This is a genomic window from Pseudomonas koreensis, assembly GCF_025447595.1.
Classification (GTDB): domain Bacteria; phylum Pseudomonadota; class Gammaproteobacteria; order Pseudomonadales; family Pseudomonadaceae; genus Aquipseudomonas; species Aquipseudomonas koreensis_H.
Map to the genome: position 1 here is coordinate 51,519 of NZ_JAOEJU010000005.1, position 16,988 is coordinate 68,506.

Here is a 16,988-nt window from a genome sequence, read left to right on the forward strand (position 1 = left end):
ATGAATAGAACTCTCTACACCGCGTTGTTTTACCTGGGGCTGCCATTGGTGGCGATTCGGCTGTGGCTGCGCTCGCGCAAGGCACCGGCGTATGCCAAGCGGATTGGCGAACGTTTTTCCTACGGCATGCCGACCCTGCAACCGGGTGGCATCTGGGTTCACGCCGTGTCGGTGGGCGAAAGCATTGCCGCCGCGCCGATGATTCGTGCGCTGCTGCAACGTTATCCACAGCTGCCGATCACCGTGACCTGCATGACGCCGACCGGTTCGGAGCGCATTCACGCGATGTTCGCAGACGAGCCGCGCATCCAGCATTGCTATTTGCCGTATGACTTGCCCTGCGCAGCCGCGCGTTTTCTGGATCGCGTGCAGCCGAAACTGGCAGTGATCATGGAAACCGAACTGTGGCCCAACCACATTCACCAATGCGCCAAACGCGGGATTCCGGTGGCGTTGGCCAACGGGCGCCTGTCCGAGCGTTCGGCCAAGGGCTATGGCCGGTTCAGCAAACTGACCGCGCCGATGCTCGCCGAAATGAGCCTGTTCGCCGTGCAAACCGAAGCCGAAGCGCAGCGTTTCCGCGATCTCGGTGCGCGCCCGGAAGCAGTCGAAGTCACCGGCTCGATCAAGTTCGACCTGACCATCGACCCGCAACTGTTGCAACGTGCCGCTGAACTGCGCGGCCAGTGGCAGGCGCAGGAGCGGCCGGTGTGGATCGCTGCCAGCACCCATGAAGGTGAAGACGAAGTGGTGCTGAACGCCCATCGTCGCCTGCTGGCCAACCATCCCGATGCGCTGCTGATTCTGGTGCCGCGCCATCCGGAGCGTTTCAACTCGGTATTCGAACTGTGCCAGCGTGAAGGCTTTGCCACGGTGCGCCGTTCCACCGGCGCGAATGTCGATGCACAAACCTCGGTGCTGCTCGGTGACACCATGGGCGAGTTGCTGTTTCTCTATGCGTTAGCCGACAGCGCGTTCGTCGGCGGCAGTCTGGTGCCCAATGGCGGGCACAACTTGCTGGAGCCGGCAGCGCTGGCGAAACCGGTGATCAGCGGCCCGCACTTGTTCAACTTCCTCGACATCGCCGCGCAACTGCGCAGTGCCGGGGCCTTGGCCGAGGTGGATGACGCCGAAGGTCTGGCGACAGAAGTGCAGCGCCTTTTCGAACTGCCGCGCGATGCACAGCGCATGGCCGATGCCGGGCTGAGCGTGATGCGCCGCAATCAGGGCGCGTTGCAGCGTTTGCTCGATGGCCTGGGAAGGCTGATCGACCGCGCATAAAAAAACGCAGCCTCAGGGCTGCGTTTTTTGTTTAAGGCCGGGCCTTGAGTTGGGCTTCGGCAGCCTTGGCCAGATCCGGTGGCAGGAAGTCCTTGTCCGGGTTGTAGTCGGCCTTCAGATAGCGGGTCAGATCCTGCAAGTCACCCGGGTTCAACGTCCCCGCCGCCTGCTTCAGGCGCAGGTTGTCGAGGATGTAGTCGTAGCGGGTGTTGTTGTAGTTGCGCACCGAGGTGTACAGCTGACGTTGGGCATCGAGTACGTCGACGATGTTGCGCGTTCCCACCTGATAACCGATTTCCGTGGCTTCCACGGCGCTTTGGTTGGAGATGATCGACTGTCGGCGCGCCTGTACCTGCTCGACATCCGTGTTCACTGCGCGGTGCAGGTTGCGGGTGTTCTCCACGATCTGCCGGCGCAGGCTTTCACGTTGCTGTTCGCTTTGATCCAGTTGCGCATACGACTGGCGTACTTGCGAGCTGGTCAGTCCGCCACTGTAGATCGGGATATTAAGTTGCAAGCCTACTGTGCTCTGTTCGACGTTGCCACGATACGGCGTGCCGAAGGCATTCGGGTTGGCAAAGCCGAGGGCGTCGTTATCGCCCTTTTCGTATTTGGCGACGGCGTCGAGGGTCGGCAAGTGACCGGCCTTGCGCTGCTTCAGCGTTTCTTCGGCGGAGCTGACCGCGTAGTTGCTGGCCAGCAGATTCAGGTTCTGTTTCGCAGCGGTATCGACCCAGGCCTTGGCGTCATTGGGCGCCGGCGGCAGGATCGGCAACGTGTGGACGATGCCCTGAATCGAGTTGTATTGGCGGTTGGTCAGGGTGATCAGCGCTTCGAACGCATCATCGACCTGGCGCTGAGCGACGATCCGGTTGGCTCGCGCGGTGTCGTAGCTGGCTTGCGATTGCAGCACGTCGGTCTTGTCCGACAGGCCCACGTCAAAACGCTCGTTGGACTGGTCGAGCTGGCGCTTGAATGCCGCTTCTTCGGCCTTGGTCGAGGCCAGGTTGTCCTGGCTGCGCAACACGTTGAAGTAGCTTTCGGCCGATTGCAGGATCAGGTTCTGTTCGGTGGCCGAAAGCTGCAGCGCGGCTTGCTCGTTGACGTCCTTGGCGGCCTGGTACTGGAACCAGCGATCAGCGCGAAACAGCGGCTGTGCCAGCGTCGCCTGATAGGAATGGGCGCTGCGGTTGGCGATGGCCGATGGCTGGTCGATCGAGGTACGCACGTTGGCGGTTTCGGCGCCGCCGGACAGGTTCGGCAGCAACCCGGCGCGGGCCTGGGGCACCACTTCTTTCTGAGCACCGTACTGGGCGCGGGCGGCGGCCAGGTCGGCGTTGTTGTCGACCGCTTCCTGATAGACGCTGACCAGATCGGTTTTGGTCGACAAGGGCGCTTCAGCTGCCCAGGCCATTGCGGTGGACGCACAAGACACGGCGACAGCCAGTGAGAGTTTGCGCAGCATGAGGCGATCCCTAGCATGAATATTATGAGAATAATCCGGGCGCCAAAGGTAAGGCGCGGCCCATGCAGCGTCAAGGCGCAGCATGGCGTAGCGAGTGTAGTTGTGCTTGCGTGCGGCAACAATCTGCCAATTGCGCCATTCATCATGGTGTTTGCAGCGGTGTTGGCGTTCTCTGCCGGTTGTGTCTAGACTGGCCGGGTTCTTGTCGGGGTGCCTTGCTATGAGGCTGAGATCGAATAATTTCGGATCCCGTTGAACCTGATCAGGTTAGCGCCTGCGTAGGGAACAAGATTTCTCGTCACCCGGCGAGTCCTCTTGTGCTTCGTCCGGGAAATTGTTCGACAATCGAACGCTCGACGACGATGCACAGCACCAGTCCTGGTGCGTCCGTGCCTTTCAGGTTCTGCTCCGACAATCCACTGCCTGGATGCTGTCTGGAGAGCCCGTGATGACTACAAAATCTAAAAACGCGATCAACCTGAGTGACTCGGCCAAGGTCGATGAACAGTCGGTTCAACCGTTCACCCGTTCGCAAAAAGTCTACGTTCAGGGCTCCCGCCCGGACATCCGCGTGCCGATGCGCGAAATCACCCTCGATGTGACCCCGACCGACTTCGGCGGCGAAATCAACGCGCCGGTCACCGTCTACGACACCTCGGGCCCGTACACCGATCCGAACGTGGTGATCGACGTGCGCAAAGGTCTGGGCGATGTGCGTTCGGCGTGGATCGACGACCGTGGCGACACCGAGCGCCTGCCAGGCCTGAGCTCGAATTTCGGCCAGCAACGTCTTGCCGACGCCGAACTGACCAAGCTGCGCTTCGCCCACGTCAACAACCCGCGTCGCGCCAAGGCCGGGGCCAACGTCAGCCAGATGCACTACGCGCGCAAAGGCATCATCACCGCGGAGATGGAATACGTCGCCATCCGCGAAAACATGAAGCTGCAAGAAGCCCGCGCTGCCGGTCTGCTGAACCAGCAACACGCCGGTCACAGCTTCGGCGCGAGCATCCCGAAAGAAATCACTCCTGAGTTCGTGCGCGAAGAAATCGCCCGTGGCCGCGCGATCATTCCGGCCAACATCAACCACGTCGAACTGGAACCGATGATCATCGGCCGCAACTTCCTGGTGAAGATCAACGGCAACATCGGCAACAGCGCGCTGGGTTCGTCCATCGAAGAAGAAGTGGCGAAACTGACCTGGGGCATTCGCTGGGGTTCGGACACCGTGATGGACTTGTCCACCGGCAAGCACATCCACGAAACCCGCGAGTGGATCATCCGTAACTCGCCGGTGCCGATCGGCACCGTGCCGATCTATCAGGCGCTGGAAAAGGTCAACGGCGTGGCCGAAGACCTGACCTGGGAGCTGTTCCGCGACACACTGATCGAGCAGGCGGAGCAGGGCGTCGATTACTTCACCATTCACGCTGGCGTCTTGCTGCGCTACGTGCCGCTGACAGCCAAGCGCGTGACCGGCATCGTCTCCCGTGGCGGTTCGATCATGGCCAAGTGGTGCCTGGCGCACCACAAAGAGAACTTCCTCTACACCCACTTCGACGAAATCTGCGAAATCATGAAGGCCTATGACGTCAGCTTCTCGCTGGGCGACGGCCTGCGTCCGGGTTCGATTGCCGACGCCAACGACGAAGCGCAATTCGGCGAACTGGAAACCCTCGGCGAGCTGACCAAGATCGCCTGGAAGCACGACGTGCAATGCATGATCGAAGGCCCGGGCCACGTGCCGATGCAGTTGATCAAAGAGAACATGGACAAGCAGCTGGAGTGCTGCGACGAGGCGCCGTTCTACACCCTCGGCCCGCTGACCACCGACATTGCGCCGGGTTACGACCACATCACCTCCGGCATCGGTGCGGCGATGATCGGCTGGTTCGGTTGCGCGATGCTCTGCTACGTGACGCCGAAGGAACACCTGGGTCTGCCGAACAAGGATGACGTGAAGACCGGGATCATCACCTACAAGATCGCGGCACACGCAGCGGACCTGGCCAAAGGGCATCCGGGCGCGCAGATCCGCGACAACGCCTTGAGCAAGGCGCGTTTCGAATTCCGTTGGGAAGACCAGTTCAACCTCGGTCTGGACCCGGACACCGCCCGTTCGTATCACGATGAAACCTTGCCGAAGGACTCGGCGAAGGTCGCGCATTTCTGTTCGATGTGCGGGCCGAAATTCTGCTCGATGAAGATCACTCAGGAAGTCCGCGAATACGCGGCCAACCAGCGGATCGACGCGGTCGACGTGGACGTCGCCCAGGGCCTGGCGGAACAGGCCGAGCGGTTCAAGAAGGAAGGCAGTCAGCTGTACAAGAAAGTTTGATCTGACCTGAAAGGGTGGGGCCTGTAATGGCCCCTTCGCGAGCAAGCTCGCTCCCACATTTGAATGCATTCCAAAGTGGGAGCGAGCTTGCTCGCGAATACGGTCGACACAACAACAAATGTCCCTCTGAGATAACACCCTTGAGCATTCAACCCGGTACTTATTCCCCCGACCTCGCCGTGCCCGCCAACCAGCGTGTATTCGGCGGTCGGGATCTGTTTTCCCTGTGGTTTTCCCTTGGCATCGGCCTGATGGTCTTGCAGACCGGTGCATTGCTGGCGCCGGGGCTGGGCCTGTCGGGATCGTTGCTGGCGATTTTCCTCGGCACCCTGGTCGGTGTCCTGTTGCTGGCCGCCGTTGGTGTGATCGGAAGCGACACCGGTCTGTCGTCGATGGCCGCGCTGAAACTCAGCCTCGGCAGTAAAGGCGCGAGCCTGCCGGCGCTGCTCAACCTGCTGCAACTGATCGGTTGGGGCTCTTTCGAAATCATCGTCATGCGCGATGCGGCCAGCCTGCTCGGCACCCGTGCGTTCAGCGAAGGCTCGCTGTGGGCCAGTCCGATGCTGTGGACGTTGTGCTTCGGTGCGCTGGCGACTTTGCTCGCCGTCAGCGGGCCGTTGACGTTCGTGCGCAAGATCCTGCGCAAGTGGGGCATCTGGCTGATTCTGGCCGCGTGCATCTGGCTGACCTGGAACCTGTTCGCCAAGGCTGACCTCGCCGCCTTGTGGGCACAGGCCGGCGATGGTTCGATGCCGCTCGCCGTGGGCTTCGACATTGCGATTGCGATGCCGCTGTCGTGGCTGCCGCTGATCGCCGACTACTCGCGTTTCGGAAAGCGAGCGAAGAACGTATTCGGCGGCACGGCGATCGGTTTCTTCATCGGCAACTTCTGGCTGATGAGCCTCGGCGTGGCCTACACCCTTGCATTCGCGCCGAGCGGTGAAGTCAACGCGCTGCTGCTGGCGCTGGCCGGCGCCGGTCTGGGCATTCCGCTGTTGCTGATTCTGCTGGATGAGTCGGAAAACGCTTTCGCCGACATTCACTCGGCAGCGGTTTCCAGCGGGATTCTGTTGCGTCTGAAAGTCGAGCATCTGGCGCTGGCCATCGGCGTGATCTGCACCCTGATCGCCCTGCTCGCGCCGTTGGCGCAGTACCAGAACTTCCTGCTGTTGATCGGCTCGGTATTTGCGCCGCTATTCGGCGTGGTGCTGGTGGATCACTTCATCCTGCGCAAGCGCAGTGCCCAGGTGGCGTCGGCCGCGTTGCGCTGGCCGGCACTCTTGGCCTGGCTGGGTGGCATCAGCACCTATCACTTGCTGGCCAATCTGTATCCGGATGTCGGCGCGACCCTGCCGGCGCTGGTGCTGGCAGGGCTGCTGCAACTCGTGCTCGGCCGGGCTTTCAGTTACGGCCGGGAAACAGCTCGGGCTTGAGAATGCCGTTCAGGCGCGGGTAAGGGATTTTCAGTTCGACGTGGCCCAACGCGTAAGGCGCGATGGTGGTCACGTCGTACTTGAGGATCACGCCACCGTAGGTCAGCGCCACGTTCGGGGTTTTGACGAACGGCCAGCTCTTCACGAATTCCGGTTCCTGATCGAGCTTGGTGCTGATCAGCCAGCTGTTGTGCGCCACTTGCGCGGCTTTCCAGAACGCCTCTTCCTGACCCGGCAGCAACATGTCCGCCAGGGTCAGCACCTTGTGCTGCTGACGCGAATAGTTGATGAAACCGCGTCCCGGCGTACCGTGGGCGCCGCCGGTGTCCAGGTAGCTCGACGTTTCGATGATCACCAGACCGTCATGCTGCTCGCGTACTTTCGCCTGCAAATAGCTGCTGTTGCGCGGGCCGGCGTTGGCCAGGAATTGCTCGCGATACGCTGCCAGCGTTGGTGCTACCGGCGCGTTCGGTGCGGTGCGGGTCATTTGCAGCAGGCGTTTTTCGATGATGCCGTCCAAGGCAGGCTCTGCCGGGAAGCGCAAGGTATCGATATTGACCAATGGGCAATCCGGGTTGGAACAACCGGGTTTCAGCGTTTCCGAGGCGTCGCGGGTGGTTTCCAGCGGCGTGCGGTAGTTGGGCTGGAACAGGCTGGCGCAAGCGCCCAGGGTCAGGGCGATGGCGGCCACGGAGGCAATTTTGAAAAGCGACATGGGCGTCCTTTCTGAAGCAGGGGAAGGCAAAAAGTTACCGCTTCGACTCTCAACGAAGCGGTCAGTTCGCCACTAAGCTAATTAGAGTGGGTTTCGCCTTCACCGTCCATCCCGGCGACGGTAAAGGGGCTGCATCAAACGGCGCGGGCGCGTTAGGATGGCGCGAAGTCGAGGTTGCAGGTAGCAGAAATGAACCTCGTATTGGATTTGCAGTAAACGAGGATGCTCATGACCGATTTCCCCAAAGCCATTCCGTCCGCCATCGACATCGTACGACGCGAGCAATGCTACAAGGGCTTCTACAAGCTCGACCGTGTGCATTTGCGCCACGAACTGTTCGCCGGTGGAATGAGCCGCGAGATCAATCGTGAAGTGTTCGTGCGCCACGACGCCGTGTGCCTGTTGCCCTACGATCCGCAACGCGACGAAGTGGTGCTGATCGAGCAGTTTCGCGTCGGCGCCATGGGCAAGACCGCCAACCCGTGGCTGGTGGAACTGGTCGCCGGTCTGATCGACAAGGAAGAAGTGCCGGAAGAAGTTGCTCGCCGCGAAGCGCAGGAGGAAGCTGGTCTGGACATCAAGGCCCTGTGGCCAATGATGCAATATTTCCCGTCGCCGGGCGGCAGCAACGAATTCGTGCATTTGTACCTGGGGCGTTGCAGCACCGAAGGCGCGGGCGGCCTGCATGGGCTGGAGGAAGAGGCTGAAGATATTCGCGTCACGGTCTGGGCGTTCGAAGATGCCCTGCAGGCCGTACGCGACGGACGGATTGCCAACGCGGCGAGCATCATCGCCTTGCAGTGGCTGGCGCTCAATCGCGCCGAAGTGAGGGGGCTATGGTCGTAAACAAGTTGCGCGATCGCTACCGCGTCGACCTCGTGGGCCTGCAAGCCGCCTGCGAGGCCAATTACGCGCGCCTCATGCGACTGTTGCCGGACATGCGCAGCGACCCTGAGGCACGGCGCATTGCCGTGACCCAGGGCGACCAGATGCTCGGTGTGCTGGCTCTGGAAGTGCTGCAGACCTGTCCGTACACCACGACTCTGCAAGTACGTCAGGAACACAGTCTGCCGTGGCTGCCGGTGCCGCAACTGGAAGTGCAGGTCTATCACGATGCGCGCATGGCCGAGGTGATCAGCGCCGAGCATGCGCGACGTTTTCGCGGTGTCTATCCTTACCCGAATGCGGCCATGCATCAGCCGGACGAAAAAGCCCAGCTCAATCTGTTCCTGGGCGAATGGCTGAGTCACTGCCTGGCGTGCGGACACGAATACGCGGCGGTCCGATAAGCACTGCAAGTTGTGAACTGCGTCTGGTTCGCCGGTTTCTCTTTGCGTTGTCCCCCCGCATAATTGCCGCACCTATCCAGTCCCGCGATCCCGGGGGAGAACGCATTGCCGAGCGTATCGACTTTGACCACCGCCGACACGGCGTTGCTGGTGCAACTCTCTGACAGTCATCTGTTCGCCGAGGCGGAAGGAACGCTGCTGGGCATGAACACCCGCGAGAGTCTGCAAAAAGTCATCGAGCTGGTGCTCGAACAGCAACCGCGGATCGACCTGATCGTTGCCAGCGGCGACCTGTCCCAGGACGGCACGCTGGAGTCCTATCAGCAATTCCGGCAGATGACGGCGCAGATCGATGCGCCGGCCCGCTGGATTCCCGGCAACCATGACGAACCGCAGATCATGGCTCAGGCGACTGTGCAGAGTGCGCTGCTGGAGTCGGTGGTGGATGTCGGCAACTGGCGCGTGACCCTGCTCGATTCGGCGGTGCCCGGATCGGTGCCGGGGTATTTGCAGGATGACCAGCTGCAATTGCTCGCCCGCTCCTTGAGCGAAGCGCCGGATCGCCATCATCTGGTGTGCTTTCACCATCATCCGGTGTCGATCGGTTGCGCATGGATGGAGCCGATCGGCTTGCGCAATCCGGAAGCGTTTTTCGACGTGCTCGACCGTTTCCCGCAGGCCCGAGCCGTGCTGTGGGGGCATGTGCATCAGGAAATCGACCGCGAACGCAACGGCGTAAGGCTGATCGCCTCGCCATCGACCTGCATTCAGTTCGAGCCGGGCAGTGTCGACTTCAAGGTCGGCGAGCAGGCGCCGGGATATCGCTGGTTGCGGTTGCTGCCGGACGGGCGGATCGAGACCGGTGTGGAGCGTGTCACCGATTTCCGGTTCACCGTTGATTACGGCTCCGACGGTTACTGAAAACCGGGTCTCGCCCTCGCGAGCAAGCTCGCTCCCACAATGTATTTGCGAACGGCACAGATCCCTTGTGGGAGCGAGCTTGCTCGCGAAGGCGTCCTTACAAACACCCACGATCCCCCTGACTCCCTGTAAACTCCGCTTTCTTCAGCCGACGCCCAGGGAGCTCAAATGTCCGGTTCGATTCTCTATATCCATGGTTTCAACAGTGCGCCGGCCTCGAAGAAGGCCTGTCAGCTGGTCGAGGTGATGAAACGGCTGGGTTTGAGCGATCAACTGCGTGTCCCGGCGCTGCATCACCACCCGCGCGAAGCCATCGGTCAGCTGGAGCAGGCAATCGCTGAACTCGGCCAGCCGTTGCTGGTGGGAAGCTCGCTCGGCGGCTACTATGCGACTCACCTGGCCGAGCGCCATGGCCTGAAAGCCTTGCTGGTCAACCCGGCCGTCAGTCCGCACCGGATGTTCGACGGATACCTGGGGACGCAGAAAAACCTGTACACCGACGAAACCTGGGAGCTGACCCACGACCACGTGACGGCCCTGGCCGAGCTGGAAGTGCTGGCGCCGCAGGATCCACAGCGTTATCAGGTATGGTTGCAGACCGGGGATGAAACGCTGGATTATCGCCTTGCCCAGCAGTATTACCGGGCCTGTGCCTTGCGCATTCAGGCCGGCGGCGACCACAGTTTCCAAGGATTTGTTACACAATTGCCGGCATTGCTCAGCTTTGCCGGGATTGGCGCCGATACCTATCAGGCAATCGATTTCACCGCACTGTGAAATCTTGCCCCATTTTCATTGAATCACTGACGACGAGACCCTATGGCCACTCCCAGCGCTAGCTCCTATAACGCCGACGCCATCGAAGTCCTCTCGGGCCTCGACCCGGTGCGCAAGCGCCCCGGCATGTACACCGACACCAGTCGGCCGAACCATCTTGCCCAGGAAGTCATCGACAACAGTGTCGACGAAGCCCTGGCCGGCCACGCCAAATCGATCCAGGTCATCCTCCACGCCGACCACTCGCTGGAAGTCTGCGACGACGGCCGTGGCATGCCGGTCGACATCCACCCGGAAGAGGGTGTTTCGGGCGTTGAACTGATCCTCACCAAGCTCCATGCGGGCGGCAAGTTTTCCAACAAGAACTACCAGTTCTCCGGCGGTCTGCACGGGGTGGGTATTTCCGTGGTCAACGCCTTGTCGACTCAGGTTCGGGTGCGGGTCAAGCGTGACGGCAACGAATATGAAATGACCTTCGCCGACGGCTTCAAGGCCACCGATCTGCAAGTGATCGGCACCGTCGGCAAACGCAATACCGGGACCAGCGTGTATTTTGCGCCGGACCCGAAATACTTCGATTCGCCAAAATTCTCCATCAGCCGCCTCAAACACGTGCTCAAGGCCAAGGCCGTTCTGTGCCCGGGGCTGCTGATCAGCTTCGAAGACAAAGGCACCGGCGAAAAGGTCGAGTGGCATTACGAGGATGGCCTGCGCTCCTATCTGGTAGACGCGGTCAGCGAATTCGAGCGTCTGCCGGACGCGCCGTTCTGCGGCAACCTGGCGGGCACCAAGGAAGCGGTCGAGTGGGCCCTGCTGTGGCTGCCTGAGGGCGGCACCTCGGTCACTGAAAGCTACGTCAACCTGATCCCGACGGAGCAGGGCGGCACCCACGTCAACGGCCTGCGTCAGGGCCTGCTCGATGCGATGCGCGAGTTCTGCGAATTCCGCAGCCTGCTGCCGCGCGGCGTGAAGCTGGCGCCGGAAGACGTCTGGGAGCGCATCGCTTTCGTCCTGTCGATGAAGATGCAGGAACCGCAATTCTCCGGCCAGACCAAGGAGCGCCTGTCTTCCCGTGAAGCAGCGGCGTTTGTCTCCGGCGTGGTCAAGGACGCGTTCAGCCTGTGGCTCAACGCCAACCCGGAAACCGGTCTGGCGCTGGCGGAACTGGCGATCAGCAACGCCGGTCGTCGCCTGAAGGCCAGCAAGAAAGTCGAGCGCAAGCGCATCACCCAGGGGCCGGCATTGCCGGGCAAACTGGCCGATTGCGCCGGGCAGGACCCGATGCGTTCCGAGCTGTTCCTGGTGGAAGGTGATTCCGCCGGCGGTTCGGCCAAGCAGGCACGGGACAAGGAGTTCCAGGCGATCCTGCCGTTGCGCGGCAAGATCCTCAACACCTGGGAAGTCGACGGCAGTGAAGTGCTGGCCAGTCAGGAAGTGCACAACATCGCGGTGGCCATCGGTGTCGATCCGGGCGCCGAGGACATGAGCCAGCTGCGCTACGGCAAGATCTGTATCCTCGCCGACGCCGACTCCGATGGTCTGCACATTGCGACCTTGTTATGCGCCCTGTTCGTCCAGCATTTCCGCCCGCTGGTGGATGCCGGTCACGTCTACGTGGCGATGCCGCCGCTGTACCGCATCGACCTGGGCAAAGAGATCTACTACGCGCTCGACGAAGCCGAGCGCGACGGGATCCTCGACCGTCTGGTGGCCGAGAAGAAACGCGGCAAGCCGCAGGTCACCCGATTCAAAGGTCTGGGTGAAATGAACCCGCCGCAACTGCGTGAAACCACCATGGACCCTAACACCCGGCGACTGGTGCAGTTGACCCTCGGGGAAGACTTCGCCCAGACCTCGGAAATGATGGACATGCTGCTGGCGAAGAAACGCGCCGGCGACCGCAAGAGCTGGCTCGAATCCAAGGGCAACCTTGCCGAGGTTCTGGCCTGATGCGGTTTGGCTGGGCCTTGGCGGGTGCGTTGTTGCTGGGTTCGATGACGGTTTCGGCAGAGCCTGTGCAGGAGCTGCGGGTGCTCGCCGAACACCCGGTCGAAGGCATGCGCGGCGGCAACCTGTCGGGGCTGGCCTTGTGCGGCAATGATCTGTGGACCGTTTCGGATCGCGACGATGATCAGATCTACCGTCTCGATACCCGCGACCCGGTGTGGCAGGCCACGGCCGTGCGCATCGATCCGCCGAAAGTGCCGGACAGCGGTTTGCCGTGGGGCATCAGTTCGCGCACTTGGGCGGCGTCCTTCGTTCGTGGTGGGGATCTGGATTTCGAGGGCATCACCTGCGATAGCGCCGGCAACCGCTACATTGTCAGCGAAGCGCACGCGGCCGTGCTGCAAGTGCCGCCGCAAGGACCGTCGTCGTGGCTGAAAATCTCGCCGATGATGGTTCGCGAAGCGCGGGCCAGCGGGATGTTGCTGCAATTCAACGCGATCTTCGAAGGTCTGGCGATCAACCCGGCGGGCGATCAGATGTGGCTGGCTGCCGAGCGGCAAAGCCGTGGTCTGTTGCTGATCAAGCGTCAGCAGACGGTGTGGGATTGTGACGGTCGCTGCGTGCTGCTCAGCGAGGGCGGGATGGAAATGCAACCGCCGCAGTTTCCCAAAGCCCGTCCGGTCAACCGGGATTTTTCCGACGTGTCCCTGTTTAACGGCAAGCTGTTTACCCTTGAACGCAACGCATATCAGATCTGTCGCCGTGATGCGCAGACGGCCAAGGTCGAGCTCTGCTGGTCGTATGCGGCCGAGTTGTTGCAGGCCAATCGTCGTTACGAGCAGAACTTCGGACTGGAAGAGGCGCTGGTGGTCGATGCTCAGGGTGCCTGGATCGGCGTCGACAACAATTTCGGCCCGCGCGCCGATGGCGAGGTCCGCCCGATCATCTGGCGCTTCGCCGCGCCTGAGGGCGGCTGGAGCGCCAAGCCATGAGCCAGCAACCGCCGGGCAAACGTGCCGGTCGGGTGCTGATGATTCTGGCCTGGTGCGCAGCGCTGTTTCTGGCCACACGTTTTTTCGGCCAGTGGGAAGAGCGCCAGCAGAACCCGAATGTGGTGGTCAGCTCGGAGCAGGGCGATGGTTTTATTGAAGTGAAACTGGCAAGTAATGCCCAAGGGCATTTTGTCGTCAGTGGCCAGATCAACGGACAGCCGGTGGAGTTCATGCTCGACACCGGCGCGACCGACGTGGCAATCCCGGCCGAGGTGGCGAAAAACCTCCGGCTGGAAGAAGGTTTCGGTGTGACCCTGAGCACGGCCAATGGCCTGAGCCAGGGCTATCGCACCCGTATCGACCGCCTGCAACTGGGCGACATCGTGCTGCGGGACGTCCGCGCACTGGTGGCGCCGGGGCTGCATGGCGATCAGGTGCTGCTCGGCATGAGCGCCCTGAACAAACTTGAATTTACTCAGCGCGGCGGCACCATGCTGCTGCGCCAGACAACGAACCGATGAGGCCCGCATGAGCGATAACCTTGCAGACAGCTTAGATGGCGTAGAACGCCGGTCGCTGGCTGACTTCACCGAAAATGCCTACCTCAACTACTCCATGTACGTGATCATGGACCGTGCCCTGCCGCATATCGGCGACGGTCTGAAACCGGTACAGCGGCGTATCGTCTACGCCATGAGCGAGCTGGGGCTGGATGCCGATTCCAAACACAAGAAGTCGGCGCGTACCGTCGGCGACGTGCTCGGCAAGTTCCACCCGCACGGCGACTCGGCGTGCTACGAAGCGATGGTGCTGATGGCCCAGCCGTTCAGCTATCGCTACACGCTGGTGGACGGCCAGGGCAACTGGGGGGCGCCGGACGATCCCAAGTCCTTCGCCGCCATGCGTTACACCGAAGCGCGGCTGTCGCGTTATTCCGAAGTGCTGCTCAGCGAACTGGGCCAGGGCACCGCAGACTGGGGCCCGAACTTCGACGGTACGCTGCAGGAACCTTTGGTGTTGCCGGCACGTTTGCCGAACATCCTGCTCAACGGCACCACCGGTATCGCCGTGGGTATGGCCACCGACGTGCCGCCGCACAACCTGCGCGAAGTCGCCACCGCCTGCGTGCGCCTGCTCGATGAGCCGAAAGCCACGGTCGAACAGCTCTGCGAACATATTCAGGGCCCGGATTACCCGACCGAAGCGGAAATCATCACGCCGCGCGCCGACCTGCTGAAAATGTACGAAACCGGCAAGGGCTCGGTGCGCATGCGCGCCGTGTACCACGTCGAGGACGGCGACATCATCGTCACCGCGTTGCCGCACCAGGTCTCCGGGGCCAAGGTGCTGGAACAGATCGCCGCCCTGATGCAGGCCAAACCGTCGAAAGCGCCACAGATCGCCGATCTTCGCGACGAATCCGACCACGAAAACCCGTGCCGCATCGTGATCATTCCGGTCAACAGCCGTGTCGATCACGAAGCGCTGATGCAGCATCTGTTCGCCAGCACCGAGCTGGAGTCGACCTACCGGGTCAACGTCAACATCATCGGTCTGGACGGCAAGCCGCAGCTGAAAAACCTGCGAGCGTTGCTGGTGGAGTGGCTGGAGTTCCGCGTGCTGACCGTGCGTCGCCGCCTGCAATTCCGTCTCGACAAAGTCGAGCGTCGCCTGCACCTGTTGGACGGTTTGCTGATTGCCTACCTCAACCTGGATGAAGTGATTCATATCATCCGTACGGAGGAGCATCCGAAGGCCAAGCTGATCGAGCGTTTTGCTCTGAGCGAAATCCAGGCCGACTACATCCTCGACACCCGTCTGCGTCAGTTGGCGCGACTGGAAGAGATGAAGTTGCGCGACGAGCAGGACGAACTGCTCAAGGAGCAGGCCAAGCTGCAAGCCCTGCTGGGCAGCGAAGCCAAGCTGAAGAAGCTGGTGCGCAGCGAACTGCTGAAAGATGCCGAAACCTATGGCGATGACCGTCGGTCGCCAATCGTCGAGCGTGCTGAAGCCAAGGCTTTGACCGAACACGATCTGCTGCCGAACGAGAAAGTGACAGTCGTGCTGTCGGAAAAAGGCTGGATCCGTTCGGCCAAGGGCCACGAGATCGACGCCACCGGTCTGTCGTACAAGGCTGGCGATGGCTTCAAGACGTCGGCGGCGGGGCGTTCGAACCAGTCCGCCGTGGTCATCGACTCCACAGGCCGCAGTTACTCGCTGGCCACCCACACCCTGCCATCGGCACGGGGCCAGGGCGAGCCGTTGACCGGCCGTCTGACGCCGCCACCGGGTGCAACGTTTGAATGTGTGCTGATGCCGGAAGATGACGGGTTGTACGTGATCGCTTCCGACGCCGGTTACGGTTTCGTGGTAAAGGGTGAGGACCTGCAAGCCAAGAACAAGGCCGGCAAGGCCCTGCTGAGTCTGCCGAACAACGCCAAGGTGATTGCGCCACGTCCGGTGGCCGACCGTGAACAGAACTGGCTGGCATCGGTGACGACCGAGGGTCGCCTGCTGATCTTCAAGATCAGCGATCTGCCACAATTAGGTAAGGGCAAAGGCAACAAGATCATCGGTATTTCCGGTGAGCGTGTGGCCAGTCGCGAAGAATATGTCACGGACATCGCGGTTCTACCGGAAGGCGCGACCTTGGTGCTGCAGGCCGGAAAACGAACCTTGTCGCTCAAGGCTGACGACCTCGAACACTACAAGGGTGAACGTGGTCGTCGTGGCAATAAACTGCCACGGGGCTTCCAGCGAGTGGATGCGCTGCTCGTCGAAAACCTCAATTAAGCGGCCAATGGGGGATTCGCACTCCTTTCTCTGGTGGAGAAAATGAGTGAGAACGCCTCTCTAGAGCGTCCGATCTACGATTTAACCCGTAGATCGACGCTTTGGCGCTGGAGTCGGAACGCATATTCACGGATGATATGGCCTTTCCAAGCGCCGGCGTGGCCGAGCGTTCTTCATATTTATTGAGTATTTTCACTGTGGTCAGCCTTGTGGCGACCACCTGGACGGGATGATGACTTCTCTGCGCCCCCTTATTTTCCTGCTCGCCGGCGTTCTTGGCCTGGCGGGTTGCAGCGTTCACCAGCCGGTGTCGCTGTATCAGCTGGACAGCGGAAGTCCGGCTCAGCCTGCGCAAAGCTCAGGCATGGCAGTTTTGCTGGGACCTGTGGTAGTTGCCGACTATCTGCAACGTGAAACCCTGTTGCAGCGCCAACCGGACGGTAGTCTGCAAGCCTCGATCGATGGTCGCTGGGCCGGCAGTCTGTCGTCGGACATCGATCAGTTGCTGTTGCGTCAGGTTGCCGGGCATCTGGACAGTCAGCGGGTCGTTCTGTCACCGGCCACCACGGGGTTCACCCCGGATGTGCAAGTGCTGTTGACCATCACCCGCCTCGATTCGGGTGAAAAACAGCCGGCAATTCTCGATGCACAATGGCGTCTGATCGACCGTCGTGGCCAGGTGCGGGACAACCGGATCGTCCATCTGCAAGAATTGCACAGTGGCGGGACGGCTTCGCAGGTTCAGGCCCAGGGCATCTTGCTGCAACGCCTGGCCGAACAACTCTCGGTCGCGCTCAAACCGCTGGCCAACCAGCCACCGGTCGCCGAGGCACCGCGCAAACCGGCACCGAAACCAGCCGCGCCGGCGGCTGAAGCCGAGAAGCAGCCGAAGATCCCGATGGCTTCACCGATTCGTACGGATATGGAAGTGTTTCGCTTCTGAGTCTGGCTTGAGTCAAGACAAAGCCCGCCTTGTGCGGGCTTTGTTGTGTCTGGTGGCGGGATCTCTACGGTATGGCAGCTGGCCTCTTCGCGAG

14 protein-coding genes and 1 riboswitch are annotated in these 16,988 nt (G+C 61.5%); of the genes, 12 read left to right on the forward strand and 2 right to left on the reverse strand.

Annotation, left to right across the window (positions count from 1 at the left end):
- On the forward strand, positions 1–1,281 hold the full coding sequence (gene waaA, locus N8H71_RS09015) for a lipid IV(A) 3-deoxy-D-manno-octulosonic acid transferase (protein ID WP_262193705.1): 1,281 nt from the start codon (positions 1–3) through the stop codon (positions 1,279–1,281).
- A 31-nt stretch (positions 1,282–1,312) separates the two neighbouring features.
- Here waaA and N8H71_RS09020 read toward each other — a convergent pair whose 3' ends face one another.
- Positions 1,313–2,746: a TolC family outer membrane protein gene (locus tag N8H71_RS09020; protein WP_262193706.1), complete on the reverse strand. Its 1,434-nt coding sequence runs from the start codon at positions 2,744–2,746 to the stop codon at positions 1,313–1,315.
- 196 nt (positions 2,747–2,942) lie between these two features.
- A riboswitch (TPP riboswitch) is annotated at positions 2,943–3,048 on the forward strand.
- Between the two features lie 146 nt (positions 3,049–3,194).
- Here N8H71_RS09020 and thiC point away from each other — a divergent pair.
- A complete protein-coding gene (gene thiC, locus N8H71_RS09025) occupies positions 3,195–5,084 on the forward strand; it encodes a phosphomethylpyrimidine synthase ThiC (protein ID WP_085685256.1) in 1,890 nt (629 codons plus the stop codon).
- A gap of 140 nt (positions 5,085–5,224) precedes the next feature.
- Positions 5,225–6,517: a putative hydroxymethylpyrimidine transporter CytX gene (gene cytX / locus N8H71_RS09030; RefSeq protein ID WP_262193707.1), complete on the forward strand. Its 1,293-nt coding sequence runs from the start codon at positions 5,225–5,227 to the stop codon at positions 6,515–6,517.
- Here cytX and N8H71_RS09035 read toward each other — a convergent pair.
- A complete protein-coding gene (locus N8H71_RS09035; RefSeq protein WP_085701039.1) occupies positions 6,486–7,232 on the reverse strand; it encodes an RsiV family protein in 747 nt (248 codons plus the stop codon). The two genes, cytX and N8H71_RS09035, sit on opposite strands and share 32 nt — an antisense overlap.
- A gap of 228 nt (positions 7,233–7,460) precedes the next feature.
- On the opposite strand from N8H71_RS09035, the gene N8H71_RS09040 reads away from it, so the two are divergent.
- The 9 genes from N8H71_RS09040 (at position 7,461) to N8H71_RS09080 (ending at position 16,894) form a co-directional block, all read left to right on the forward strand.
- Positions 7,461–8,078, forward strand: a complete 618-nt coding sequence (locus tag N8H71_RS09040) for an NUDIX domain-containing protein (RefSeq protein ID WP_262193709.1) — start codon at positions 7,461–7,463, stop codon at positions 8,076–8,078.
- The gene (locus tag N8H71_RS09045) at positions 8,069–8,521 is read left to right on the forward strand and encodes a DUF1249 domain-containing protein (protein WP_129972323.1); all 453 of its coding nucleotides are present in this window, start codon (positions 8,069–8,071) and stop codon (positions 8,519–8,521) included. The genes N8H71_RS09040 and N8H71_RS09045 overlap by 10 nt, the downstream gene beginning before the upstream one ends.
- 105 nt (positions 8,522–8,626) lie before the next feature.
- Positions 8,627–9,442: a 3',5'-cyclic-AMP phosphodiesterase gene (gene cpdA, locus N8H71_RS09050; RefSeq protein ID WP_262193710.1), complete on the forward strand. Its 816-nt coding sequence runs from the start codon at positions 8,627–8,629 to the stop codon at positions 9,440–9,442.
- 168 nt (positions 9,443–9,610) lie between these two features.
- A complete protein-coding gene (locus N8H71_RS09055; RefSeq protein WP_262193711.1) occupies positions 9,611–10,219 on the forward strand; it encodes a YqiA/YcfP family alpha/beta fold hydrolase in 609 nt (202 codons plus the stop codon).
- Between the two features lie 42 nt (positions 10,220–10,261).
- On the forward strand, positions 10,262–12,169 hold the full coding sequence (parE, locus tag N8H71_RS09060) for a DNA topoisomerase IV subunit B (RefSeq protein WP_085711139.1): 1,908 nt from the start codon (positions 10,262–10,264) through the stop codon (positions 12,167–12,169).
- On the forward strand, positions 12,169–13,158 hold the full coding sequence (locus N8H71_RS09065) for an esterase-like activity of phytase family protein (RefSeq protein WP_262193712.1): 990 nt from the start codon (positions 12,169–12,171) through the stop codon (positions 13,156–13,158). Before parE ends, N8H71_RS09065 begins: the two co-directional genes overlap by 1 nt.
- Positions 13,155–13,679 carry a retropepsin-like aspartic protease family protein gene (locus tag N8H71_RS09070; RefSeq protein ID WP_262193714.1) on the forward strand — a complete coding sequence of 175 codons (525 nt, stop codon included), beginning with the start codon at positions 13,155–13,157 and terminating at the stop codon, positions 13,677–13,679. Before N8H71_RS09065 ends, N8H71_RS09070 begins: the two co-directional genes overlap by 4 nt.
- Positions 13,680–13,686: 7 nt before the next feature.
- Positions 13,687–15,951: a DNA topoisomerase IV subunit A gene (gene parC / locus N8H71_RS09075; protein WP_262193715.1), complete on the forward strand. Its 2,265-nt coding sequence runs from the start codon at positions 13,687–13,689 to the stop codon at positions 15,949–15,951.
- Between the two features lie 232 nt (positions 15,952–16,183).
- Positions 16,184–16,894 (forward strand): PqiC family protein, encoded by a 711-nt coding sequence (locus N8H71_RS09080; protein ID WP_262193716.1) that lies wholly within the window; start codon positions 16,184–16,186, stop codon positions 16,892–16,894.
- Positions 16,895–16,988 lie beyond the last annotated feature (94 nt).